General features: G+C 63.2%; 26 protein-coding genes and 2 tRNA genes. 11 read left to right on the top strand and 17 right to left on the bottom strand.

Annotated features, from left to right (window positions below):
• The first annotated feature begins 103 nt into the window (after positions 1-103).
• From AC04SH_RS02640 to AC04SH_RS02630, 3 genes are all read left to right on the top strand, one after another.
• Positions 104-670 carry an SIS domain-containing protein gene (locus AC04SH_RS02640; RefSeq protein ID WP_488573834.1) on the top strand — a complete coding sequence of 189 codons (567 nt, stop codon included), beginning with the start codon at positions 104-106 and terminating at the stop codon, positions 668-670.
• A gap of 5 nt (positions 671-675) precedes the next feature.
• Positions 676-1,419: a creatininase family protein gene (locus AC04SH_RS02635; RefSeq protein WP_488573833.1), complete on the top strand. Its 744-nt coding sequence runs from the start codon at positions 676-678 to the stop codon at positions 1,417-1,419.
• Between the two features lie 119 nt (positions 1,420-1,538).
• Positions 1,539-1,973 carry a hypothetical protein gene (locus AC04SH_RS02630; RefSeq protein ID WP_488573832.1) on the top strand — a complete coding sequence of 145 codons (435 nt, stop codon included), beginning with the start codon at positions 1,539-1,541 and terminating at the stop codon, positions 1,971-1,973.
• An 18-nt stretch (positions 1,974-1,991) separates the two neighbouring features.
• On the opposite strand, the gene AC04SH_RS02625 is transcribed toward AC04SH_RS02630, so the two are convergent.
• The 3 genes from AC04SH_RS02625 to AC04SH_RS02615 form a co-directional block, all read right to left on the bottom strand.
• Complete coding sequence (locus AC04SH_RS02625) at positions 1,992-2,909, bottom strand: carbohydrate ABC transporter permease (protein ID WP_488573831.1); 918 nt, start codon at positions 2,907-2,909, stop codon at positions 1,992-1,994.
• 9 nt (positions 2,910-2,918) lie between these two features.
• Positions 2,919-4,034, bottom strand: a complete 1,116-nt coding sequence (locus AC04SH_RS02620; RefSeq protein ID WP_488573830.1) for a carbohydrate ABC transporter permease — start codon at positions 4,032-4,034, stop codon at positions 2,919-2,921.
• 92 nt (positions 4,035-4,126) lie between these two features.
• On the bottom strand, positions 4,127-5,791 hold the full coding sequence (locus tag AC04SH_RS02615; protein WP_488573829.1) for an ABC transporter substrate-binding protein: 1,665 nt from the start codon (positions 5,789-5,791) through the stop codon (positions 4,127-4,129).
• Positions 5,792-6,063: 272 nt separating this feature from the next.
• Here AC04SH_RS02615 and AC04SH_RS02610 point away from each other — a divergent pair, with 272 nt between their 5' ends.
• The 5 genes from AC04SH_RS02610 to AC04SH_RS02590 all read left to right on the top strand — a co-directional run bounded on the left by AC04SH_RS02610 (position 6,064) and on the right by AC04SH_RS02590 (position 9,611).
• Positions 6,064-7,116, top strand: coding sequence for an ABC transporter ATP-binding protein (locus AC04SH_RS02610; RefSeq protein ID WP_488573828.1), 1,053 nt, complete (start codon positions 6,064-6,066; stop codon positions 7,114-7,116).
• Positions 7,117-7,160: 44 nt separating this feature from the next.
• Positions 7,161-7,613 carry an RbsD/FucU family protein gene (locus AC04SH_RS02605; protein WP_488573827.1) on the top strand — a complete coding sequence of 151 codons (453 nt, stop codon included), beginning with the start codon at positions 7,161-7,163 and terminating at the stop codon, positions 7,611-7,613.
• A gap of 4 nt (positions 7,614-7,617) precedes the next feature.
• Complete coding sequence (rbsK, locus tag AC04SH_RS02600; protein ID WP_488573826.1) at positions 7,618-8,547, top strand: ribokinase; 930 nt, start codon at positions 7,618-7,620, stop codon at positions 8,545-8,547.
• Between the two features lie 26 nt (positions 8,548-8,573).
• Positions 8,574-9,020 (top strand): hypothetical protein, encoded by a 447-nt coding sequence (locus AC04SH_RS02595; RefSeq protein ID WP_488573825.1) that lies wholly within the window; start codon positions 8,574-8,576, stop codon positions 9,018-9,020.
• A gap of 342 nt (positions 9,021-9,362) precedes the next feature.
• Positions 9,363-9,611, top strand: a complete 249-nt coding sequence (locus AC04SH_RS02590; RefSeq protein WP_477232800.1) for an exopolysaccharide production repressor protein — start codon at positions 9,363-9,365, stop codon at positions 9,609-9,611.
• A 126-nt stretch (positions 9,612-9,737) separates the two neighbouring features.
• On the opposite strand, the gene AC04SH_RS02585 is transcribed toward AC04SH_RS02590, so the two are convergent.
• Positions 9,738-9,814 (bottom strand) — tRNA-Asp (locus AC04SH_RS02585).
• A gap of 218 nt (positions 9,815-10,032) precedes the next feature.
• On the opposite strand from AC04SH_RS02585, the gene AC04SH_RS02580 reads away from it, so the two are divergent.
• A tRNA-Val gene (locus AC04SH_RS02580) sits at positions 10,033-10,108 on the top strand.
• A 113-nt stretch (positions 10,109-10,221) separates the two neighbouring features.
• On the opposite strand, the gene AC04SH_RS02575 is transcribed toward AC04SH_RS02580, so the two are convergent.
• Positions 10,222-10,767 carry a hypothetical protein gene (locus AC04SH_RS02575; protein ID WP_477232799.1) on the bottom strand — a complete coding sequence of 182 codons (546 nt, stop codon included), beginning with the start codon at positions 10,765-10,767 and terminating at the stop codon, positions 10,222-10,224.
• A gap of 185 nt (positions 10,768-10,952) precedes the next feature.
• On the opposite strand from AC04SH_RS02575, the gene AC04SH_RS02570 reads away from it, so the two are divergent.
• Positions 10,953-11,774 carry a M15 family metallopeptidase gene (locus AC04SH_RS02570; protein ID WP_488573824.1) on the top strand — a complete coding sequence of 274 codons (822 nt, stop codon included), beginning with the start codon at positions 10,953-10,955 and terminating at the stop codon, positions 11,772-11,774.
• Between the two features lie 68 nt (positions 11,775-11,842).
• Here AC04SH_RS02570 and AC04SH_RS02565 read toward each other — a convergent pair whose 3' ends face one another.
• The 6 genes from AC04SH_RS02565 to AC04SH_RS02540 all read right to left on the bottom strand — a co-directional run bounded on the left by AC04SH_RS02565 (position 11,843) and on the right by AC04SH_RS02540 (position 17,185).
• Positions 11,843-12,073 carry a hypothetical protein gene (locus AC04SH_RS02565; RefSeq protein WP_488573823.1) on the bottom strand — a complete coding sequence of 77 codons (231 nt, stop codon included), beginning with the start codon at positions 12,071-12,073 and terminating at the stop codon, positions 11,843-11,845.
• Between the two features lie 171 nt (positions 12,074-12,244).
• Positions 12,245-13,015 carry an SDR family oxidoreductase gene (locus AC04SH_RS02560; RefSeq protein WP_488573822.1) on the bottom strand — a complete coding sequence of 257 codons (771 nt, stop codon included), beginning with the start codon at positions 13,013-13,015 and terminating at the stop codon, positions 12,245-12,247.
• Between the two features lie 13 nt (positions 13,016-13,028).
• Positions 13,029-14,024, bottom strand: coding sequence for an ABC transporter permease (locus AC04SH_RS02555; protein ID WP_488573821.1), 996 nt, complete (start codon positions 14,022-14,024; stop codon positions 13,029-13,031).
• A 151-nt stretch (positions 14,025-14,175) separates the two neighbouring features.
• Positions 14,176-15,216 (bottom strand): sugar ABC transporter substrate-binding protein, encoded by a 1,041-nt coding sequence (locus tag AC04SH_RS02550; RefSeq protein ID WP_488573820.1) that lies wholly within the window; start codon positions 15,214-15,216, stop codon positions 14,176-14,178.
• 41 nt (positions 15,217-15,257) lie between these two features.
• Complete coding sequence (locus AC04SH_RS02545) at positions 15,258-16,022, bottom strand: ATP-binding cassette domain-containing protein (RefSeq protein ID WP_488573819.1); 765 nt, start codon at positions 16,020-16,022, stop codon at positions 15,258-15,260.
• Entirely contained in the window at positions 16,019-17,185 is a 1,167-nt protein-coding gene (locus tag AC04SH_RS02540) for an ROK family transcriptional regulator (protein WP_488573818.1), read from the bottom strand. Before AC04SH_RS02540 ends, AC04SH_RS02545 begins: the two co-directional genes overlap by 4 nt.
• Before the next feature lie 209 nt (positions 17,186-17,394).
• On the opposite strand from AC04SH_RS02540, the gene AC04SH_RS02535 reads away from it, so the two are divergent.
• Positions 17,395-18,576: a M24 family metallopeptidase gene (locus AC04SH_RS02535; protein WP_488573817.1), complete on the top strand. Its 1,182-nt coding sequence runs from the start codon at positions 17,395-17,397 to the stop codon at positions 18,574-18,576.
• Positions 18,577-18,617: 41 nt separating this feature from the next.
• Here the strand turns inward: AC04SH_RS02535 and AC04SH_RS02530 are convergent, their stop codons facing one another.
• The 6 genes from AC04SH_RS02530 to AC04SH_RS02505 form a co-directional block, all read right to left on the bottom strand.
• On the bottom strand, positions 18,618-19,373 hold the full coding sequence (locus AC04SH_RS02530) for an ABC transporter permease (protein WP_488573816.1): 756 nt from the start codon (positions 19,371-19,373) through the stop codon (positions 18,618-18,620).
• Positions 19,370-20,170 (bottom strand): ABC transporter ATP-binding protein, encoded by an 801-nt coding sequence (locus AC04SH_RS02525; RefSeq protein WP_488573815.1) that lies wholly within the window; start codon positions 20,168-20,170, stop codon positions 19,370-19,372. Before AC04SH_RS02525 ends, AC04SH_RS02530 begins: the two co-directional genes overlap by 4 nt.
• 68 nt (positions 20,171-20,238) lie before the next feature.
• Complete coding sequence (locus AC04SH_RS02520) at positions 20,239-21,267, bottom strand: ABC transporter substrate-binding protein (RefSeq protein ID WP_112561396.1); 1,029 nt, start codon at positions 21,265-21,267, stop codon at positions 20,239-20,241.
• Between the two features lie 87 nt (positions 21,268-21,354).
• Positions 21,355-21,792 (bottom strand): VOC family protein, encoded by a 438-nt coding sequence (locus AC04SH_RS02515; RefSeq protein ID WP_488573814.1) that lies wholly within the window; start codon positions 21,790-21,792, stop codon positions 21,355-21,357.
• A 2-nt stretch (positions 21,793-21,794) separates the two neighbouring features.
• On the bottom strand, positions 21,795-22,532 hold the full coding sequence (locus tag AC04SH_RS02510; RefSeq protein WP_488573813.1) for a FadR/GntR family transcriptional regulator: 738 nt from the start codon (positions 22,530-22,532) through the stop codon (positions 21,795-21,797).
• The gene (locus AC04SH_RS02505) at positions 22,529-23,965 is read right to left on the bottom strand and encodes an FAD-binding oxidoreductase (protein WP_488573812.1); all 1,437 of its coding nucleotides are present in this window, start codon (positions 23,963-23,965) and stop codon (positions 22,529-22,531) included. Before AC04SH_RS02505 ends, AC04SH_RS02510 begins: the two co-directional genes overlap by 4 nt.
• Between the last annotated feature and the right edge of the window lie 121 nt (positions 23,966-24,086).

Here is a 24,086-nt window from a genome sequence, read left to right as displayed (position 1 = left end):
GTCTGTTGGACACGCATTTTCGCGGTGATAGCATGAACAAAAACAAGCCTTTCCCGGCAAATGCGCAACCGGAAATCCCGGCCACAACCCTGGCGGAACCCTGATGACGAATGCCGGCTCGGATATGTTCGCGACCGCCCTGCAAGAGTTGGGCGCCGTGCTGGCGCGCGTCGACGAAGCCGGCATCGACACTGCTTGCGCAACGCTCGCCCGCGCGCAGAAGATCGTCGTCTATGGCTGCGGCCGCGAGGCCTTGCAGCTCAAGGGCCTCGCCATGCGGCTTTATCACCTCGGGCTCGACGTGTCGGTGGTCGGCGACATGAACACGCCACCTCTTGGCCCGGGCGATGTCTTCCTGGTCAGTTCAGGCCCGGGCGAGACCACGACGGTGCTTACCTTGATGCAGGTCGCCCGTGACGCCGGCGCGACGGTGCTGCTGCTCACCGCCGAGGCTGGGGGCAGTGCGGCCGCACTCGCCGACTTCACCTTGCTCATCCCGGCGCAGACCATGGCGCGCGACCAGGGGCCGCAAAAGACATCGCTGCTGCCAATGGGCTCGGTCTTCGAAGGCGCGCTGTTCCTGCTGTTCGAGGTGATGGTGCTGAAGCTCAAAGGGCTGACCGGCCAGTCGTCAGAGGCCATGCGCGCCCGCCACACCAACATGGAGTAGGCGCGATGCGCTACGAATTGATGCTGCCGCACCAGATCCGCACGGCGATCGCCGAGAACTGGCCGGTCGTGCTGCCGCTCGGCGTGCTCGAATATCACGGCGAACACATGGCCGTCGGCATGGACACGCTGGCCGTCATCAAGACGCTGGAGCTTTACGAAAAGGAGGCCGACATCGTCATCCTGCCGTCCTTCTACTACGGCGCGGCGAGCTATGCGGTGGCGGCGCCCGAAGGCAGCGGCTCGGTGCAGGTCGGCGGCAATCAGCTGGCGCCGTTCGGCGAGGAACTGTTCTACAGCCTGCTGCGCATCGGCTTTCGCAACATCCACGCCATCATCCACCACCAGACCGAGAATTTCGCGGCGGGGATGCCGACCGATCTCGCCTTCAAGACCGCCGGCCGCCAGGCGATCTTCCGCTTCCTCGAAAAGCAGCGCGGCGAGGGCTGGTGGGGCTCGAACGAGATGGCCGACTATTATGCCGCGCACGCCGCCGGCGAAAACTTCTTCAACTGGGTGCAGGTGCATCCGCTGATGTCGGCCGCCATGAACGGCAAGTACCCGTTCGACCATGCCGGCATCGGCGAGACCTCCCTGATGCTGGCGCTGTGCCCGGAAGCAGTCGATGCCGGACATTTCGCAGACAACACAAGCTGGTACACGGCAAGCGCGCCGGAGGCGTCCGCCGAACTCGGGCAAAAGGGTGTCGCCATGATCCTCGATCACCTGCGCGCCATTTTGAAGCCCTGACCATCTGCCGCCTTTGGGGTCGTTACGGCTTGTTCACCTTCCGCCGCCATCGTCGGCTTGGAGGCATGGCATGGACGAGATCAGCAGGGACGGGCGGTTGCGGCACGACATTCCGATGCATGTCGCCAAGCGCCTGTTTCTCGGGCTTGCCGGCCTGTTCTGCATTGTCATGCCGACATGGGGAGCTCTATCGCGGCGTCTGGCCGTCGAGCATCGCCACTCCGTTCTTTCTGTTCATCATTTTAGGCGCCTATGCCGTCGGCATTCCGTTGGTATATGCGGCCATCTTCAGCCCGGCGGTGCGCTGGATCGTAAGGCGCGGGCGCATCGACATCGTGCTGCGCAACCCGATCTTTCTGCACAGGCATCATGTGTTGCCAGGAGACATAGCCGATTTCAGCCTGAGGACAATCGAGTGGGACAGTGGAGGTCCAACCTACACGGTCGTCCTGACGACGGTGAACGGCGAGCGATTTGAGACGCGAGACTTCAGCACCGCCAAGACCGCGGAGATGTTCCGCGACCGGATAAAATCGGTGCTCACGGGAGCATAGGCCCGCCTCAGCAACGGCTTACTTCACCGCCCCAGCCGTCATGCCCATGATAAGATACCGCTCCAGCGCAATTCCGATCACCGCCAGCGGTGCGATCGCGGCGGTGGCGAGCGCGGCCATCGACCACCAGTTGATGCCTTGCGAGCCGGTCTGGCTCGCCACCATCACGGGGATGGTCTTGGCATCGGTCGAGGTCAGCAGCGCGGCGAAGAAGTACTCGTTCCAGCACAGCACCATTGCCAGGATGAAGGCGGCGACCATGCCAGGGAGCGCAATCGGCATGACTATGCGGAAAAAGGCGCCCCAGATCGACAGCCCATCGACCAAGGCGGCCTCCTCGAGCTCGACGGGGATCGAGTTGAACTGGTCGCGCATGATCCAGATGACGATCGGCAGCACCATCAGCGTGTAGAGCAGGATCAGCCCGATGCGGGTGTCGAGCAGGCCGACTTCGCGGTAGAGCACCAGAAAGGGCAGGGCCAGCACCACCGGCGGCAGGATCAGCTGCGACAGGAAGAAGAACGAGATGTCCTCGTTCTTGAACCAGGCGAACTGGTAGCGATAGCGGGTCAGCCCGTAGGCGGCGAGGCTGCCGATGACGATCGCAAGGCTCGATGCACCGACCGAGGTGATGACCGAATTCATGAAGCGTTTGATGAATTCCTCGCGCACCGTCGAGGTCTGGAAGATCGAATCCGGCGACAGGCCGAGCGAGCGCCAGCCCTTCCAGTCCGGCTGGAAGTCGACGAACGGGATGAGGTGGCCCTGGGTGACGTCGACGGCCGTCTTGAACGAGGTAGTGATCGTCCAGTAGATCGGGAACAGGCAGATGAAAGCCCAGAACGCCAGCGCGCCATAAATGAACACGCGATTGGCCAAAAAGCCCACCGGCGAGCGGATTTCGGAAGCGACATAGTCGGTGGTCTGGACGCTCATGATCCCCTGTCAGTTCACATTGCGCACGAAGCGGTTGGCGAATTTCAACAGCCAGGTCACGAACACCACGATGATGACGAGATAGGCCATCGCCAGCATGGTGCCGTAGCCGACATTCGAGCGGTCGCGGTATTCGCGGTAGATGAAGCTCGACACCGAATCCGTAGCGCCGCCGGGGCCGCCCGAGGTGACGGTGATGATGATATCGGCAAGCTTCAGCTTGAAGATGATGCGCAGGATCACCGCCGTCACCGACACCGGCAGCATCAGCGGGAAGGTGACCTGCCAGAAGGTCTGCCAGGTCGTGGCGCCGTCGACGCGTGCCGCTTCGAGCACGTCGCGCGACATCGCCTGCAGGCCAGCCAGCAGCATGATCATCATGAACGGGATGAAGGTCCAGGCGTCGAGCACCATGATCGAGATGCGGGCGGTGATCGGGTTGGAGAAGAAGGCGGGGTTGTCCCAGCCGAGATGGCGCGCCAGCGTCGCCGCCGGTCCGAAACGGTACTCCATCAACGATTTGCCGATCATCCATGACACCGCCACAGGCGACAGCATCAGCGGCATCAGGAAGACGACGCGGAAGAATTTGCGCGCCCGGATCTGCGCGTTGAGCAGCAGCGCCAGGCCGAAGGCGATGACGTACTCGACCAGCACGGCCAGCACATAGAGCACCATGTTGAACAGCGCATTGCGGTAGTAGGGGTCGGCCAGCATCTGCCAGAAATTGTCGAGCCCGTTGAACTTGCGGCCGGCGAAGGACGACAGGTTCCAGTCGGTCAGCGCGATGTAGAAGCCGAACAGGGTCGGGAAGATCACCATGGCGATGGTGAACAAAAGCGCGGGCAGCAGGAACAGCGCGCGCTGGCCGTCCTCGCCGCGCGTCAGCACCTGGCCGACGCCAAGCGCCACGCCCCACAGAATGTAGGCGTAGACGATGGGGCGCCAGGTCTCGAAACCGAGCGTGGTGACTTCGCTCTTGTAGAGGATCTGTAGCGCGATCACCGCCAGCAGGCCGAGCGTGGCTAGCGCCATCACGGCAAAACCAAGCTGCTTGCGGCTTGGCGAGATCAGATCGGCTGGACCGGCGTTTGCCGGCCATGCATTGGTGGTCTGGTCAGCCACGCGTCCCGTCCGTTCAAAACTATGCCTGCGACCGGCCCGAGCCGGTCAGGTCCGGCGGCTCCGCGCCGCCGGACCCATTTCACGACAACAGTCTACATGCCGAGCGAGGCCTTGTAGAGCTTGATCTGGTTTTCGCGGCCGATCTGGTCGGTCAGCTTTTCCCAGGCCGCGGCAATGGCGTCAGCGCCTTCCTGCGCCTTCATCTTGCCGGCGAATGTGTTGGCCAGAATGTCCTCGGCAGCGGAATAGTACTGGAAGATGCCGGGGATGCGCGGCTCGATCGCCGCGTTCGGATGGTTGTAGCTGTCGGCTTCCGACTTCAGATACGAGGTGATGAACGCCTCGTCGTAGCCTGCCGCCACCCATTCGGGAATGTCGAAATGCGAGTTGCGGTAGGGCTGGAAGCCCGACGGATACATCGCCGTCCAGATCGACAGGTCCTTGCCGCCGAGATGGGCGGCGGCCGACCATGCCGCCTTCTTCTTCTTTTCGTCCGTGTCGACGCGGGCCATGACATAGACACCCCAGCCGAGATAGGCGCAGTTCGGCGCATAGTTCGGGCCGCTGGCGAGCTTGTCCCAGGCGCCGGTCTTGGAATTGTAGACATCGTCGGATCCCGGCAGGATCGAGAAGCCGGTGACGTCGCCGACGACCGAGCTATCGTTGGTCTTGACGTTGGAGCCGACGTCACCCCACCAGGTGACCATCGAGCCGGTGCCGGCCAGGAACTGCTGGAAGGCGGTGGTGTTCGGATCGGCATTGATCTGGTCGGCGGGCTCCGACGGCAGCGCGTCGATCACGTCCTGGATGGCGCGCACCCAGGCCGGATTGTTGACGCGCGGCTTCATCGTGTCGGCGTCGAACAGCCAGGCCTTGTCGTCCGGATGCTTGGCATAGGCGGAGGCGCGGCTGCCGAGGAAGTAGAAGCCGAAACCGCCCCAGGCCTTGGGCGCATCGAGATAGCCAAATACGTCCTGGCCCTTGAACTGCTTACCCTTGAGGAATTTTGTCACCGCCTGGACTTCCTGCCAGGTCTTCGGCACGCCCCATTCGGTGGTCGCGCCGCCATCCTTCCACGCCTTGGCGAGGTCGGCATCGGCAAACACGTCGGTGCGGAAGTTGAAGTTATGCGCATCGCCGTCGACGGTGATGCGGTACTGCTTGCCGTCCCAGGTGCCGACCGGCGGCTGCAGATAGGCAACGACATCCTTCATGTCGATCTGCTCTTTGACCCAGTCAGGCATTTCGGAGGTCAGGCCCTTGCCGCAAACATCGCCTTCGAAGGGCGCACCCATCTCGATGATGTCGAAGTCGACGGTGCCGGTGGCGATCGACTGCTGCAGGCGGGCATTGTAGTCAGCCTGCGCCAGGTCGATCCAGCTGATCTTGGCGCCGGTATAGGCCTCCCACGGCTTAAGGAAGCCGCGGAACAAAACATTGTGAAGGTTCTGGTTGTTGAGGCCCATGAAGGTGAGCTCGACGCCGGCGAATTCGCCTTCCTTGACGTTGGCCTTGGTGGCTTCCAGGCAGAGTTCGCCGACCTTCTGGAAGTCGGAATCCGTCGGCTGGCCTTTGCCGACGCCGGGGATCTGCAGGATTTTGGAGCGCAGCTCGCTGGCGGCGGCAGCCGGGCGTGTGAAAGCGCCGAGTCCGGCGCCGGAAGCAGCGGCGATCGCGGCCATCGAGGCCGCACCTTTGAGTATGTCACGCCGGGTTGCACCCGCGCGGACGAGTTTTTCGTACAGACCGACTCTCATCTATTCCTCCCAGAACACAGTCGTGAATTTGAAATACCAATCCTCGGACGCCGAAACGTCGGCGGTTCTCCTTTATCACACGGGGACGTGGCACCCCACCCTGCGTCGCCTGAAGCTCCGATTTTCGGGAAAAAATCCGACTGTCGGATTGGCACTCGCCACTATTCGCGTAATCGATTACCTTGTCAACACGAATGACTTTTTATCTATAAGATACTGACTTGCCCTTGCCGTTGGCAATGGCTAGCTTCACCGCGAGGAAAGGGGGGACGATGGCTCAAGTCGCGATCACCAATGTGGCCAAGGCGTTCGGAACCGTCAAGGTCCTGCACGAGGTCAGCGTCGAAATCGCCGATGGCCAGTTCGTGGTGCTGGTCGGCCCGTCGGGCTGCGGCAAGTCCACGCTGCTCAGAATGGTGGCCGGGCTGGAAACCGTCTCCGGCGGCACCATCGCCATCGGTGAGCGCATCGTCAACAATCTGCCGCCGGCCAAACGCGACATCGCCATGGTGTTCCAGAACTATGCGCTCTATCCGCACAAGACGGTGGAGCAGAACATGGCCTTCGCGCTGAAGCTGCGCGGCACCGATCCGGCCGTGGTCGCCGAGCGGGTCAAGCGCGCCGCCGACATCCTCGACCTCAATCCCTACCTGAAACGCTATCCGCGCCAGCTCTCCGGCGGCCAGCGCCAGCGCGTCGCCATGGGCCGCGCCATCGTGCGCAACCCGCAAGTGTTCCTGTTCGACGAGCCGCTCTCCAATCTCGACGCCAAATTGCGCGTGCAGATGCGCACCGAGATCAAGGAACTGCACCAGCGGCTGAAGACCACCACGATCTACGTCACCCACGACCAGATCGAGGCCATGACCATGGCCGACAAGATCGTGGTGATGCGCGATGGCCGCATCGAGCAGGTCGGCGCACCGCTGGAATTGTTCGACCGGCCGGCCAATCTGTTTGTCGCCGGCTTCATCGGCTCGCCATCGATGAACCTGCTCAAGGGCGTGGTGAGGAAGGGCGACAAGGTCGAGATAGCGGGCATGCTGTTCCCGATCGCTGCTGGCAGCGCCGCCAAGGAGGGCCAGGCCGTGGTCTATGGCGTGCGGCCCGAACATCTCGAAATCCACGCCGACGGCGTGCCGGCGAAGATCTCGGTGGTGGAGCCGACCGGCTCCGAAACGCTGGTCTTCGTGCGCTTCGGCGACGGCGAGATGGTGGCGCTGTTTCGCGAGCGCCACGACTTCAAGCCCGGTGATACGCTCAATCTCAAGCCGCGCCTCGACCAGGTCCATCTCTTCGACGCTGAGACCGGCAACCGGCTCTGATTTTCCAACCGACTTCTGACCAAACCTGATTGACGAGGACTGCCATGCTCAAAGGGATCAACCCATTGCTGAACGCCGATGTGCTCCAGGCGCTGAGGGCAATGGGGCACGGCGACGATCTGATCATCGCCGACACCAACTTCCCCGCCGATTCGGTGGCGCGCCAGACTGTGCTCGGCAAGCTGCTGCACATCGATGCGCTGGCGGCCGATGTGGTCAAGGCAGTGCTGTCGCTCTATCCGCTGGATACGTTCGTCGACGATGCGGCCGCCCGCATGGAGATCGTCGGCAACCCCAACGAGATCCCTCCGGTGCAAAAAGAGGTGCAAAAAGAGATCGATGCGGCGGAAGGCAAGGCCTGGCCGATGATCTCGGTCGAGCGCTACGCCTTCTACGAACGCGCCAAGAAGGCCTATTGCGTCATCCAGACCGGCGAGCGCCGCTTCTATGGCTGCTTTGCCTTCCGCAAAGGCGTCGTGCCGCCGGATGCGGAGTAGCACAATGGCGTCCGGCAAGCCTGTCGTCATACTGGGCGTCTTCGTCGCCGACACCGCCTATCGCGCCGATCGCCAGCCGCGCATGGGAGAGACCATTCTTGGCAATTCCTTCAAGCTGGGACCCGGCGGCAAGGGCTCGAACCAGGCGGTGGCGGCAGGCAAGCTCGGCGCCGACGTCACCTTCCTGACCCGGCTCGGCGTGGATCCGTTTGCCGAGATGGCGCGGCAGACTTGGGCGCAGGCCGGGGTGAAATCCGCCGTCATCGACACGCCGCAGAGCTATACCGGTGCAGCCTACATCTTCATCGAGGAAACGACCGGCAACAACGCCATCATCGTCAGTCCCGGTGCGGCGATGCTGATCTCGCCTGATGACATCGAGGCCAATGCCGGCCTGATTGGCGGGGCCGGTGTCTTCGTCACCCAGCTCGAACAGCCGATCGACGCGGCACTGAAGGCCCTGGAGATCGCGCGCGGGGCAGGGGTGACCACCATCCTCAACCCGGCGCCGGCGGCAAAACTGCCGGAGCGCATCTATACGCTTTGCGACTATGTCACCCCCAACGAAACCGAGGCCGAGGAGCTGACCGGCATCAAGGTCGCCTCCATCGACGACGCCCGCCGCGCCGCTGACAGCCTGCTCCAAAAGGGCGTCGGCTCGGTCATCATCACGCTCGGCGAAAAAGGCGCGCTGCTGCACACCGCGGATCGTTCCGACCATATCCCCGTGGTCAGCGCCGGCCCCGTGGTCGAAACCACAGGTGCGGGCGATGCCTTCAATGGCGGACTGGCCGCAGCGCTCGCCAAAGGCGTGGAGCCGCTGCAAGCGGTGCGCTTCGCCTGCGCCGTCGCCGGCATTTCGGTGACGCGGCCGGGCACCGCGCCATCCATGCCGACGCTGCAGGAGGTCGAGGCGCTGCTGGCCAAAGGGTGACTGCGGACAGCGCAAGGAGGTGTTCGATGCTCTGGGTTGCACTGGTCATCGGCGCCCTGCTTGCGGGAAAGTGCCTGTCATTCGTCTCGACGCTTGCCGACGCGGCGACGAAAATGGCCGGCTCTGCTCCCGAGCCCAATTCCTATCAAGCCGACATGACCCCGTCTTGGCTGATGAGCCTGATGGGCATCTGCTTCATCGAGCTGGTCGGGGCGGTTTGCGGCATCTGGTATTATGAGGGATGGATCCTTGGCCTCGTCGCGCTGACTGCTGCGATCGCCCTCCCTGCGATTTTCAACGTCGCCGTGCCGCCGCTTTCTGGATCGATCGTTTATCTGCGCAGCGCTGCATTCACGCTGGCGAGCCAGTCCATCGACCTGGCAAAAAACGGTGATTCCAAGGACGCCTTGGCGAGAAGGGAGATGATCAGGCGGCTGATTTCAGTCCGGCCCGAGATTGCGCGATACCTATGAAAAACCTGATTGCCAGGCCGGCATTCAGACTGCCGAGGCGCTCGGCCTGCCGACCCTACCAGCATCGCGGCCAACAAGACCTGGTCCCTTCCGATAGGGTGTCATATTAGCCACAGATAATGTTAATCGGCAATCCGGTCTTGCGCCACTGGCATGGGTGTCCTGTAATGGGTCACCGTGTCTGGCACCGCAATTGCACTGTCAGCAACGCCGGGGGCATCCATCGCTCCTGGCAAGCCGGGGGGCGATTGGGGCCCGCTGCTTCTCAAAATGAAGCGGCGGGCTCTTAGGTGCCGATTTAAAAGCCGCCTGAATCGCCGAAACATTGGGTGCTGGGCCATTATGTATTTTCCGCAATTTCTGGTGGGCATGTTCGCAACGTCGTTCATCGTTGCGATCTGGGCCGACATGGCAACTGGCTCCGTCTGGAAGGCGCTCGGCTGGGCTTTTCTTGCAATGGTTATTCTTCAGTTTGGATACCTCGGCCTCGTCGTCCGCCTGGTCTACAGGCGGGAATCGGAAGGCGTCGAGGGAAATGGTGCGAGCGGGGCTCGAGCCCGCGACCTCCGGCGTGACAGGCCAGCACTCTGAGCTACACCGGGCGCTGCCATTGATCGCTGCAAGGCGATCCATCTGAATTAATGTGTTCAAGGAGACATTTTTGACATCAATGTCGACATTTCTCCGGCACCAAGGATCGTGACCCTTGAAGAGAAATGGCGCGAGTGACGGGGCTCGAACCCGCGACCTCCGGCGTGACAGGCCGGCACTCTAACCAACTGAGCTACACCCGCGCATGGACGAGCACGTGTCAGCCGTGTTCGTCGTTGGGGCGGTGGATAAGGGGTTCGCCACCGGGTGTCAAGCGCACCTGGACAGCATAACAGCAAACAGGAGAAGGTTTTTTGACAGGCGGCACTTTGTCCGGGAAAACCGCTATGCGGCTAAGCTCGCGCCTGCTCATTTGGCCTTGCGAAGCCGGTTCCGACCGCTTAAAGGTCCGGCCCGGAGCGGGCGATTAGCTCAGTTGGTAGAGCGCTTCGTTTACACCGAAGATGTCGGCGGTTCGAGCCCGTCATCGCCCACCATATCCCGCACGCCGGCCCATTCCTCGACGTCCATTGCCTTTCATGTTCGCAACTAGTGCGTGCGAGGACGCGGCCACATTCGGCCGCGCCCGCCTTTCTGCCGGTGTGCTACCCTACTGCCTGATGTAGCAGGTCTTCTTCACGCGGGGGATAGGGTCCTCGCCAAAGGCGTCGAGGCTGCATGTAACGCCGTTCCTGAAAACGCCTTGCGTGAACTGACCGCGCGCGCCGTATCTCACCAGTTTGCGGCCACGGAAATCGCAGTACTGATTCTCCCTGGCGCAGGCCACCCACCTGCCGCGACCCTGGCCGTAGTCGTCGTCACCGTAATTGTCGTCGTCATTGTCGCCATAATCGTTACCGCCGCCGCGCCTCACGATGTAGCAGGCCTTGTCGCGGCCGGGCGCGGGATCGCCAAAGACGCGGTTTGAACAGGGCACGGCGCGGCGGTCGAAAAAGCGGGAGGTGGTCTGGCCGCGCGCGCCATAGACCACTTCGGCTGGATAGGGCAGGCGGCAGATGCCACCCTCGTCAGCACATCGCTGCATGCGCTGGGCCGACGCGGTGGCCGGGAAAAGAACAGAAGCGGCCGAGACAAGGCCGACCAGGCAAATGAATGTGAACGCCGTCCGGATCAGGGCGCTGGAGGTTTTTGACACGACTTGTCTCCCTTTTTGATTCACGCGCCATCTTACAGCAGCCTTGCCAAACGCAAGATGAACGAAAGCCATTGCCAACGGGATGAGCTGAATTCCCGTTTTCTGGCCAGGGAGCTGCCGCCATCATTCCGGATTTGATAAGGGTCCTGGTCAGCAATCGATTGGCTGTTCGGAGAGGCAGGACAATGATCGACCATCCCGGGCGCCTGCTGCTTCAGCTCCTGATCGTGTTGGCAATTTGTGGCACAGGGCGCCTCGCCCATGCGACAGAGGCGGGCGACGGTGTCGACCAGACCGCGGCCAAAGCAGCCTTGCTCAAGGCCTATCCCGGACTTTTCACCATCTCGGGCAATATCCTGACCTGGGCCGACGGCACCACGATGGTGTGGGACGACGGCAAGGCGCGCGACGCCGAAGCGCTGCTGGAGAGCCCCGACATCGAAGACATGTTCCGCTACGTCTATCCGACGGCAGCGGAGGGCGCGCTGGTCCCGGCGGAGGATTTCGATCCCGGCCGTATCCGCAACGAAGCCTTCTTCGAGAAGCTTTATGGGGCAAGTGCCGCGGAAGTGGGCAAGCACATCGCCAACGTCAAATGGCTGCCGAAACTTGGCAAGAAAACCGTGCAGGTCACCAGGGTTTTCGGCATCAACGACCGGCTGGGCAAAGTCTCCGATGCGCTTGAAGCGATGCCCGCGGAGCTCAGCCGTTACGGGCTCAAGCCCGGCGGCGGCTTCGTCTGGCGGCCCATCGCCGGCACAAACCGCCCGAGCGTCCACTCTTTCGGCGCAGCCTTCGATATCAATGTCGGCTTCTCCGACTATTGGTACAACAACAGAAACAAAGCCGACCCGAAGGCGCACATTCCGTTCAGGAACCGGATTCCGCTGGAAATCGTGGAATTGTTTGAGGAAAACGGCTTCATATGGGGCGGGCGCTGGTATCACTACGACACCATGCATTTCGAATACCGGCCCGAACTGCTGCTGTACAAGAAACCCGGCTGATCGCGCTGGCAGTCAGCCGTGAGGCGCATGCGTCGGGTCGAAACCTGCCGATGCCGCCTCGATGCGCCTCAATAACGAAGCCCTAGGTTCTTGGCGACTTGCCGGCGATTGGCGGTCGCTGCACTACAAACCCGGCGAAGGTCGGCACGGATGTTTTCGGAGTTCAGCAACTCAGCGGCTTCTGGAAAGCCTTCGGCCAGCAACGCGGCAACAATCTCGGCTGGCGACTGGTGGAAACCATCTTCTGCCAAAGCATGCGCCCGCTGGTAGATATGGCTGGCTCTGATGTTGTCTGCCATTCACAAGTACCTCCCTTGATCGGCACGTCATGAACAACTTTCGAGAAGTTTTCGGGTTCCATACAACTTAGAAGGGAATTTGCATCGTCGACGCAGGCAACGCGTATCTTCGCTGAAATGACCTCTTGTCGTCACGAGCGCTGCCCGGTCCGTTGTGCGTCAATGCAAAGATCAAGGCGGCAGCAGCCGGAAATCCTTGCCTTCGGGCAGCAACTGGCCGCCGTCGACGATAATGGTCGTGCCGGTGATGTAGCTGGCGTCGTCGGAGGCGAGGAACAGGAAGGCATTGGCCACGTCGCGCGGGCTGCCGAGGCGGCCGAGCGGGATCGAGTCTTCCATGTTCTTGATGTAGGCGGCGCCGCGATGCAGCTCGATCGCCTCGGTCAGGATGTTGCCGGGCTCGACGCCGTTGACCGTGATGCCGTAGCCGGAGAATTCCAGGGCCGCCGAGCGGATGAAGCCGTTGATCCCGGCCTTGCTGGCGGCATAGTGGCCGTGGCCGGGGCTGGTGACATGCGGGCCGGTGATCGACGAGGTGTAGAGCATGCGCCCGTAACCTTGCGCCTTCATCGGCGCCAGTGCCGCCAGCGTGGTGTTGAAGGTGCCGCGCAGATTGACCGCCATGACCCGGTCCCAGTCGTCCGGGCTGGTGTTTTCGATCAACTGCCAAGGATAGATGCCGGCATTCTGCACAACGATGTCGAGGCGGTCGTGGCGGCTCAACGCCAGCGCCACTGCGGCTTCTGCATCGGCCATCAGCGAGATGTCGGTGCGGATGAAGGCAGCGCCGAGCTCGTCCGCGGTCGCTTGGCCCGCCTCGGCCTCGCTGTCGGCCAGGACCAGCCTTGCGCCTTCTTCGGCAAAGCGTTGCGCGATGCCCTTGCCGATGCCGCGCGCGCTTCCGATGACCAGCGCGACCTTGTCTTGCAGCCGTCCGCTCATGCGAGCCGTCCTTTCATGCGAGTCTTTGGCGAATGGTTTGCTTGAAGGCGTCGAGCAGCACGGCGGCGAGCACCAGCAGGCCGTGGATCACCTGGGTGAAATTGGCCGGCAGGCCCATCAGGTTGATCGCTGTGTTGATCGAGGACAGCAAAAGCACGCCGGCATAGACACCGGGCAGAGTGCCGACACCGCCCTTCAGGCTGACGCCGCCGATGACGACAGCGGCAAAGGCGTTGAACAACAGCCCGGTGCCGAGATTGGCGGTGGCGCCGGAGGTGCGGATGGCGAGCAGCCAGCCGGCCAGCCCGGCAATGGCGCCGGCAAGCACGAAGGCGATGACCAGATTGCGGTTGACGCGGATGCCGGCACGGAAGGTCGCGGTCTCGTTGCCGCCGATCATCACCAGGTGGCGGCCGAACGGCGTCTTGGCCATGATCAATGAGAAGAGAACGAAACAGGCGACGGCGATCCAGGCGGTCAGCGGCAGGCCGGCCAGGCGCTGGATGCCGAACCATCGGATGGCCGGCGCCAGATCCTGTGCCGAGCGGCCGCCGGAGATGACGAGCACTAGGCCGCGCACCCAGATGTAGGATGCAAGCGTGATGATGAAGGCGCTCATCTTCACCTTGACCACGAGATAGCCGTTGAAGGCGCCGATGATGCCGCCGACGACCAGTGCAATGAGCAGCGAAACCGGAACCATCAGCCATTGCGGACTGAGCTGTATGTCCATGCCGATGCCCGACGAGCAGAACAGGATGCCGACCGTCATGGCGCTGAGCGCCGCCACCGATTCCACCGACAAGTCCATGTGGCCGGCAATGATGACAAGCGACAGGCCGATCGACATCACGCCGAGCACGCTCGAGGCCTCGATGATGTTGGCGAAGATGCCGAGCTGGAAATAGTTCGGGACGAAGATGGAAAAGACGATCAACACAAAGACCAGCATGAACCAGACGAGGTTGTCGAGGACGAACTCCAGGGCTTTGCGGGTGCGCGGGTTCATGGGCTGATCCGGTTGGCGCCCCCGCGAAATCAAATTGATTTCGTCAGGCTAAGGCGCGGCTTCAAGTTCGCCACAGCGTCCTTGTCAGACGCGGCGTTGTGAAAGAGCAGGCTCCGGGCGGCCTGGGCGGCCCGGAGCGCTTGGCAAGCGGCTATTCGACCGGCTTGATGGTTTCCGTCGGCGGCTTCTGGTTGCCCCAGAAGGCGGGATTGTCGACGTTTTCCTTGGTGATGGCGGCGCCCGGGATCTTGATGTTCGGGCCCCAGGCTTCCTTGGTCACGGTCGACTTCAAGCCGAGCACGTCATACTCGCCGGGCTTGATTTCCTGCTTGCCGGCGATCTTGTCCATGAACATGGCGACGGCAGCAGCCTGCGCGTAGAGCGGCTGCTCGACTTCGACATTGAGCCAACCCTTGCGGATCAGGTCGAGGCCGACGGGAGCGCCGTTCGAGCTCATCAGCATGACGTCGCCCGGCTTCTTGCCGGCGGCCTCGAGCGAGGCAACGGCAGCGACCGACAGGTGCGCGGCGTGGCTGAAGATCAGGTCGATGTCGGGGTTAGCGAGCATCTGGTCGGCAACGATGGTGCCGGCGTTGCTGGCTTCCCACTGCATGGCGGGCAGCGAGATGATCTTGACGTCCGGGAACGCCTTCATCTTCTCCTCAAAGCCTTTCTGGATGTCGAGCGTGTAGGGGTCGCCGGGATCGCCGAGCACCTGCAACACCTTGCCCTTCACCGCACCGTTCTTGGCTTTCAGAAGCTTTTCAGCCTGCTCGGCTGCGACGTAACCGATCTCCACGGTGCCAGCCACCGAGGTGAAGTCGGACGGGGTCGAGGTGATCTGGCGGTCGAACTCGACCACCGGGATGCCGGCCGCGCGGGCTGCTTCGATGGACGGCTTCAGCGCGTTGAAATCGACGGCGGCCAGGATGATCGCCGCCGGCTTCAGCGCGATGACGTCGTTCATCTGCGATTGCTGCGCGTCGGTCTTGTTGTCGGCGTTGAGTGTTTTCACCTCATAGCCGACCTGCTTGAGGAACAGCTCCAGCGCGCTCACCGAGCCGGTCTGGAATTCATCGAGCAGGGTCGGAACCATATAGTAGACGGTGCCCTTGGTCTGGGACATTGCCGGCGTGAGCGAGGCAAGAGCCAGTGCCAGGATACCGAAGACAAGAACCAGTATTCGCTTCATGTCGTTCGCTCCTCTTTTATACCGGACCCCTCTTTTGTCCCTCAACCTGCCGGTCCGGCACCGGCAAGCGTCTCACCGGTGATCATGTTGATCACCGCATCGGGACTTGTTTTGTTGCGTGCGACATCGCCGGCCACGACGCCTTGCCGGATCACCACGATCCGGTCGGCGACCTGGAAGGCCTGTTGCATGATGTGGGTGATGATGACGACGCCGATGCCCTGGTTGGCCACCTGGCGGATCATGTCGAGGCCGCGCCTGGTCTGTTCTACGCCGAGGGCCGCGAACGGCTCGTCGAGCAGCACGAGCTTGCCGCCCCAATGCACGAAGCGGTTGAGCTCGATCGCCTGGCGCTGGCCGCCCGAGAGGTGCTCGACATTGGTGCGCAGCGACGGAATGCGGGTTCCCGCACTGGCAAGCGCCTTGCCGACGACAGCCTCCATGGCGCGCTCGTCGAGGATCGGAATGCCGAGCACCTTGCGCGTGATCTCGCGGCCCATGAAGAAGTTGGCGACGACATCGACATTGGTGCACAGCGAAAGGTCCTGGTAGACGGTCTCGATGCCGGCAGCCTTGGCCTCGGCCGGCGTTTTCGCCAGAAATTCCTTGCCCTCGAACAGCATGCGGCCGGAGCTCGGCTCGAGGCCGCCGGCGATGATCTTGACCAGCGTCGACTTGCCGGCGCCATTGTCGCCGAGCAGCGCCACGACCTCGCCCTTGCCGATCGAGAAGCTGATGCCTCTCAGCGCCTGGATGGCGCCGTAATTCTTGGTGACGTTTTCGAGTACCAGCAGCGGTTCGGTCATGCCGCCACTCCCTTGCTGTGCATGAGGTCGGACCGGCGCTCGCGCTCGGCGATGAACATCTGGCCAAACCGCGGCGACAACACACCGGAGACGGCAAGAGCCGCGGCTCCACGCAGTACCGAATGCTGGCCGCCGGTCGCCACCGTCACGCGCGGGGTCTTGCGGTCGCGCCGCGCCGAGACCGAGTTGGGAAGCTGTCCTGCCGCGCCAACCAGCTTTTCGAGCAGGTCGGTGGGCGCAAGCCCGCCGAGGATGACGGTTTCGGGATCGAACACATTCTCGATGGTGACGATCGTGTTGCGGAAGATCGGCGCAACTTCGGCCACCCATGCCGCGTCACTGATGTTGCGGCGGCGACGTGCTTCGAGCGAGAGATACCGTTCGAGGCAGCCATGGTTGCCGCAAGGACAGAGTTCGCCGCCGGGAACGGCGGGGATGTGTCCGATTTCGCCCGCATTGCCCCAGGCGCCGCGCATCACCGCGCCGTCATGGACGATGACGCCGCCAAGGCCGACGCCGAAATAGAGGTAGTAATATTCGGAATAGCCAGCCCCAAGGCCATAGAGGCGCTCGCCCATGGCAGCTGCCGCCATGTCGGTCTCGAAGAAGGCCGGCAGCCCGGTCGATGCCGCCAACCGCTCCGGCAGCGCGACATCCTTCCAGCCGGCCATGGTCGTGGGGCCGACGAAGCTCATCGATTCCACGCCGAAAGGCCCGGGCAGCGCCATGCCGATGCCAAGCACGCGGCCGCCGGGCCGCAATGCGGTCAGTTCGGGCACCATGGCGCCGATCAGCTCGAAGGCATGGTCAGGCGTTGCATGCGGCGCCTCGCGATGCGTGCTTTCGATGACGTCGCCGCTGAGATTGATCAGCGCAGCGTCGATGCCGAGCGGGGTGAGGTGGATGCCGACGGCATAGCCGCCTTCAGGGTTGATACGCAACGTCGCCGGCGGCAGTCCGCGCCCGCGCGGCTCTTCGCGCAGCGACAGCACGTAGCCGTGCTCTTCGAGCTCGCGAACGATGGTCGAAACGGTCTGGACGGTGAGGCCGACGCGGCTGGCAATGTCGCCGCGGGCAATGGGGCCGTGAAGGCGGATGGACTCCAGCACAATGCGCCGGTTGTAGGGCCGTCCGAACTCCTGATTGGTTCCCCGCAGTGCCATTTCCCTCTCCTTGGGAGAGGCGAGACTTGCACAGGCAATTTATTCAGTCAAATGGAATTCAAAAATAATTTGTGACAGATTCGCAGGGGTGCAGGACCTGTCCCATGCGCTGAGCTGGCCGATTGTAGCCGGGCTAAAACCACCGCAATGGTGAATGACGTCAGGCGGGCGCGGGGTTCGCCCGGCCGATGATCCAGCAGGGAAAACCGATGATCGAATTGCCTTTTGCGCGCGACGAGTACCAGCAGCGGCTCAAAAAAATCCGCGCCGAGATGGCCACGCGCAGGATCGAACTGCTTATCGTCAACGACGTCGCCAACCAGCATTACATCACCGCCTATGACGGCTGGTCGTTCTACACGCCGCAGGTGGTTCTGGTTCCGATCGAAGAGGAGGCCGAGCCGGTCTGGATCGGCCGCGCCATGGATGCGGCCGGCGGCCTGCTGACGGCCTGGATGAAGCCTGAGAATGTGGTTGGCTTTCCCGAAGACCATGTCCAGCGAGCCGATCGTCATCCGATGGACTGGATCGCTGCCTGGATCGTCGCCAAGGGCTGGGGCGCCAGACACATTGGCATCGAGCTCGAAGCTTACTATTTCTCGCCAAAGGCACATGCGCGGCTGGTGGCCGGCCTGCCCAATGCGAAATGGCAGGACGCCGATCTTCTGGTGAACTGGATCCGTGCGGTCAAATCGGCGCCCGAGATCGCTTATCTGCGCAAAGCGTCGACCTTGGCCGAAGCGGCGGTCGCACGGGCCTTCGAAGTCATCGCGCCAGGAGTGCGCGAATGCGATGCGATCGCCGCCATCCAGGCGGCGCAGATTGCCGGCAGCCCGGACTTTGCCGGCGACATCACGGCACTGCCGCCGACAATCCTCGGCGGCGAGAACGCCTCCGCACCGCACATCATGTGGAGCGACAGGCGGTTCGGAAAGGACGATACGATTGCGCTCGAACTGGCCGGCGTCTGCCGCCGTTACGCCGCCGGGCTCGCCAGGACGATGCAGCTCGGCAAGACGCCGACGCGTGTCGCCGACACCGCAAAGGCGGTGATCGAAGGCATGGATGCGGTGCTCGGCGCGGCCAGGCCGGGCACATCAGCCGAAGCGGTCGAAGCCGCATGGCGCAAGGTCATCCAGCGCTACGGGCTGAAGAAGGAATCGCGCATCGGCTATTCCATCGGCGTCGCCTATCCGCCGGACTGGGGCGAGCATACGATCAGCCTTCGGCCTGGCGACAAGACGGTGCTGCAACCCGGCAATGTCGTGCACTCCATTCTCGGCATGTGGATGGATGGCTGGGGCATCGAGGTCAGCGAAACCATCCTGGTGACCGAGACCGGCAACGAGACGCTGACGAAATTTCCGCGGGACGTCCATGTCAAATCCTGACCGGCAGTACTAGGCGGCGCCGCGCTCCCGCCTGACGGCGATCAGTATTTGATCGCCCGGCGCTCGATCAGCACCACGAGGCAGAACAGCACGATCGACAGGCCCGAGGACAACACGATCGCCGCGTAGAGGCGGTCCGACTGGTAGTTGAAGGACGCCTGGATGATCAGTGCGCCAAGCCCTTTGTCGGAGCCGATCCATTCGCCGACGATGGCGCCGATGACGGCGGTGGCCGAAGCGATTCTGAGCGATGAGAACAGCATCGGCAGCGCGCGGGGCAGGCGCAGGCTCCAGAACACCTCCCAGCGTGTCGCCGACAGCACGCGGAACAGCTCGTGCTCGTTGCTGCTGGCCGAATCCAGGCCGCGGATCATGTTGACCAGCGTCGGGAAGAAACAGATCACCGCCGCAATGACGATCTTCGGCGTCATGCCCAGCCCGAAGATCAGCATGATGATCGGCGACAGCGCCAGGATCGGAATGGTGTTGAAGAACAGCACGATCGGGAAATAGGCCGCCTGCAGCACGCGGTTGTGTACGAACAGCACCGCCAGCAGCACGCCGGCGAGATTGCCGATGGCAAAGCCGGCCAGCGCCTCGATCAGCGTCGGCCAGAGATTGCCGAGCAGCAGGGAAAAGCTCTTCTGGAAGACGCCGAGTATGGCTGTCGGCGTCGGTACGATATAGGCCGGAACGCCGAGCCAGGGCAGCAGGAACTGCCAGGTGAGCAGGATGGATGCGGCGCCCAGGACGGGCAGCGCAATCGCCAGCGCGGGTAGCAAGGGCTCCTGTCTCATGAGGCCAGTTCCAGGGCTTTGCGCACGTCCGCCATGGCGGCAACGATTGCCGGATCCTCGCGCGAGCAGCGGTTGCCGTCTTGCTTGAACGGCCGCATGTCGAGATCCTTGACCAGACGTCCGGGATTGGCGGCCAGCACGATCACCCGCTCGCCGAGATAGGCGGCCTCGGCAATCGAATGGGTGACGAACAGGATGGTCGTGCCGCTGCGCCGCCACAGCGCCAGCAGCTCGTCATTGAGGCGGTCGCGGGTGATTTCGTCGAGCGCGCCGAACGGCTCGTCCATCAACAGCAGCTTTGGTTGCCCGAGCAGCGCACGGGCGATCGCCACGCGCTGCCGCTGGCCGCCGGAAAGCTGGTGCGGCAGGCGCTCGCCAAAACCGCCAAGCCCCATCAGCTCCAGCAACTCCTCGGAGCGGTCTTCGATCTGGCGCGTCAGGCTGCCTTGCCCAACAACGAGCGGCAAACGTACATTGTCGCGCACACTGCGCCAGGGCAGCAGTGTCGAATCCTGGAAGACGAAGCCGACATCCCGGCGCGAGCGCACCGCATGCGGCGTGTCGCCAAGCACGCTGATCGTGCCGCCAAGTGGGTCGAGCAAATCGGCAACGACCCTGAGCAAGGTCGACTTGCCGCAGCCCGACGGCCCGAGGATCGACAGGAACGAGCCGGCCGCGACGGTCAGGTCGAGGCCGGAGAGCACTTTGAGGGCCGACGGCCGGCCGCCATAGCCGACATCCAGCTTCTCTGCCTCGATCGCGTTCGCCGTTAGATCAGCATGACGTTTGATCGTCATGCTGATCTAACGCTTTGCTGGAGCATGATCTTTTCCAAAAACCGGTTCCCACTTTTTGGGATCATGCTCTAGGCCGCGGGCGCGTCGAGCTTTGGCCGGTCGGCGGCCGACAGTTCGAGGATCTTGGTGGTGTAGACGTCAGCCGCGGCCGGCCGACCATTCGGGTACTGCCCGACCTTGTCCAGCAGTGCCAGCTGTTCCTCGATCGAGGCCGGGTCGAAAGTTCCCCAGCCATCCTTGGCCGTCGCGCCATCGAAGGAAAGCTTCAGCACCAGATTGACGGTCTTTTCTTCCCAGCCGAGATCCATTTCCGGATAGGCGGCGACCATTTTCTTCACCGCTTCCTGCGGATTGGCATGCACCCAGCCCCAGCCTTTGCCGACGGCGCCGATGAACTTGGCCAGCGTCTCGGGATCCTTCTCGATCGCCGCGTCGGTGGCGAAATAGACGTCGGCGTAGGAGGAGAGCCCGAGATCGCGAACCAGAAGGTCGATGCGGTCGTCGCCGACGACGCTCAGTGCCTGCGTGTTGGTGATCCAGCCGCCAATGGCGTCGACATCGCCGCGCACCAGCGGCGCCTTGTCGAAGCCGACATTGACTACCGTGACGTCAGCCGGGTCGATGCCGTTCTTGGCCAGGATCTCGTCGATGACGAAGCGCGCCGTCGGCTGGATGCCGATCTTCTTGCCCTTGAGGTCGGCAACGCCACGGATCGGCTTGGCCGGCTTCGAGGTGAAGGCATAGGGGCCGGTGCGGAAGCCGCAGGCGATGATCTTGACCGGCACGCCGCTGGCCCGCGCCGCAAACAGTTGCGGCGTTTCGGAGAACTGGCCGAGCTGGGCCGAACCCGAGACGACCGGCGGCACGGTCGCGGAGTTCGGTCCGCCGGGGCTGAACTCAACATCCAGGCCGGCATCCTTGAAGTAGCCGTTGGCGACGGCGGCGATGTCGCCGATCTGTCCGTTCGACACCAGCCAGTCATACTGGATGACGACCTTGCCGGCCGCCTTGGCGCCGGGCGTCAGCACCAGCTGCATCCCGGCGGATGCGGCTGCCACGGCGGCGATGCCGGATGTCACGAAGCTGCGGCGGTTCATGTTGTATCGCTTGTTCCCACTCATTTTTCGCTCCTGTTGCAAGCGTTGCTCTGTTCATTGCGCACCGCTCCCACGGCGCGCTGTCGTCTACGGCTGTTCGTCGTGGTAGTCGCCGGGGCCGCCGTCGAGCCAGGCGTATAGTTCCCAGAGCGTATCGTCCGGGTCGGTGAAATAGGCGCAGCGCGCGTTCCAGACATAGTCTTCCGGCGGGCCGTAAAAGGGCACGCCCTTGGCGCTGAGCTCGCCATGCAGACGGTCGATGTCGGCAGGCGTGTCGAGCCTGACCGCCACGCAGACCTTGTGCGCATGGCGCGGCGATCTGAGCTTCGACACGCCGGTATGCTGGCTGATGTGGTCGATCTCCCACGCCGCGAGCGTCACGCCCTCGCCATGGAAATCGGCAAAGCCTTCGGCGCGGCGGCGCAGCCGGAAGCCGAGTTTGTCGACATAGAAATCCACGGTCCGGCCGATGTCCTCGACCAGCAGGCAGACATCCGAAATCGCGTAAGCGCCTCCGAGCGGCATGGCTAAATCCCCTTGTTGACGCGCCGCGCGGCCGGCAGCTTGACGCCGACGCGCTCCGCCGCGCCGATGATGTGGGCGCGCATCGCTGCCTCGGCGGCTGCGGGATCGCCGGCAACCAGCGCATCGTAGATGCGCACATGCTCGCCGACATTGATCTCGACCAGATCGTGCAGCGGATTGGTCTGCCGCGCGTAATAGATCGAGCGGCGGATTTGTTCGCAGACGAAGGAAATGAAGGTGTGGATGTAGCTATTGCCGGTGGCGCGCGCGATCTCGCGGTGGAACAGAAGATCGGCGTCGATGCTGCCTTCTTCCCAGCGTTCCTCGCCGCTCATGCGGTCGAGCGCGGCCTTGATGGCGTCGAGATGCTCCTGGCCGCGCCGTTCGGCGGCAAGCGCGGCGGATTCGGCTTCGAGGATGCAGCGCAGCTCGAACAGCCGCTCCATGTTCTGGCCTTCTTTGAGCGCCTCGCCGTCGATGCGGATCGACGCCCGCTGCTCCGGCGCCAGCACGAAGGCGCCGATGCCTTGCCGCGCCTCGATCATGCCGTCGGCCCTGAGCTGCGCGATCGCCTCGCGCACAACATTGCGGCTGACACCGAATTTCTCCGAAAGCTCCTGTTCCGTCGGCAACCGCGTGCCTGGGCTGAGGTCGCCCGATTCGATCTCGCGGCCGAGGAAGGTCGCGACGCGGTGCGGCAGCGTTTCGACAGTGCCGATGGCGGCGAGTCTTTGCTTCATGGAGCGGTCTCCGTTTTAGGCAGAAGGCAGCCGGGATTCATCAGCCCGTGCGGGTCGAGCGCGTTCTTCAACGTGCCGATGAGTCGGCGATGGACCGGCGCCAGGCCGGCCATGAAGGTACGATGGCGGGTGCGGCCGATGCCATGCTCGGCGCTGATCGAGCCGCCGAGCGAATTGGCGATCCGGTAGAGCCCGGCGGTGATGTCAGTGCCTCGGGCGCGGGCCGCGCGCTCGTCGAGGCCTTCCGGCGGCAGCACGTTGAAATGGATGTTGCCGTCACCGGCATGACCGTACGCCAGCGGTAGCCATCCCCGATGATTCTGCGCCACGAAGCCGCGCGCCTGATCGATGAGGGCAGGGATGTCCGAGATCTTCACCGAAAGATCGGTGCGCACATGATAACCGCGCTTGGCCTGCCCCTCGACCAGCCCTTCGCGGATGGCCCAGAAGGATTTTGCCTGGGCGCTGCTTTCGGCAAGCACGGCATCGATGACCTGGCCGCTTTCCATGGTCTCGGCGAGGAAATCGACCAGCAGCGTGCGCAGGTCGATCGCAGCACTGGCCGACAGTTCGATCAATACATGGACGGGCGCTTCGACCGGCGACACCATGTTGACGTCGATCAGGCGCGTCAGCGCGATGCATTCCGAACCGATGATCTCGAAGGCTAACATCAAATCGGCCGAGGCGCGGCGGGCCTGCCGAAACAGCGCGATCGCCGCTTCGAACGAGGCAAGACCGAGATAGGCGGTCTCGGTCCGGACCGGCTTTGGAAACAGTTTCAGCTCGACGCCGGTGATGATGCCGAGCGTCCCTTCCGAACCGATGAACAGCTGCTTCAGATCATAGCCGGTGTTGTTCTTGCGCAGGCCGGAAAAGCCGTTCCACAACTCGCCGTCCGGCAGCACCACTTCAAGGCCGAGGATGAGATCGCGCGCCATGCCGTAGCGCAGCACATTGATGCCGCCGGCGTTGCTGGCCGCATTGCCGCCGATCTGGCAACTGCCCTGGGCGCCCAGCGCCAGCGGAAACAGGCAGTCTTGCGCGTCGGCGGCATCCTTCACGGTCTGCAGGATGCAGCCGGCATCGGCCTGCAGCACGAAATTGTCGGCGTCGACGCGGCGGATGGTGTTGAGCCGCTCCAGGCTGACGACCACTGAGCCGGCGGTCTCGATGTCGATCGCGCCCGCCACCAGGCCGGTATTGCCGCCTTGTGGGATGATGCCGAGCCCGAGCGAGGCGCAGACCCGCACCACCGCCTGGACCTCGGCCACCGAAGCTGGCCGCAGCACGGCCAGCGCCGCGCCATGGTGATCGCCCGACCAGTCGCCGAGATATTTCGCCATGCCGGCGGCATCGACGGTCATGCCATTTGGCCCGACAGCGTCCCATAGGGCGCCGAGAGCGTCTGGCGAGAGAGCATGGATGGTCATAAATGGCCGTCAGATGATGTTGGGCTATAGGGTGATACATATCATCCTACAACTGGCATCGAGTCAATGAGGCTGTGACGCGAATGGTGGACAAGTCACAATGGGGCTTGGTTGATTGTCT

The sequence above is a fragment of the Mesorhizobium sp. CNPSo 4688 genome, from assembly GCF_057784295.1.
The sequence above is the reverse complement of the archived record's forward strand: the minus strand, read 5'-3'. Positions and strand labels throughout refer to the sequence as shown.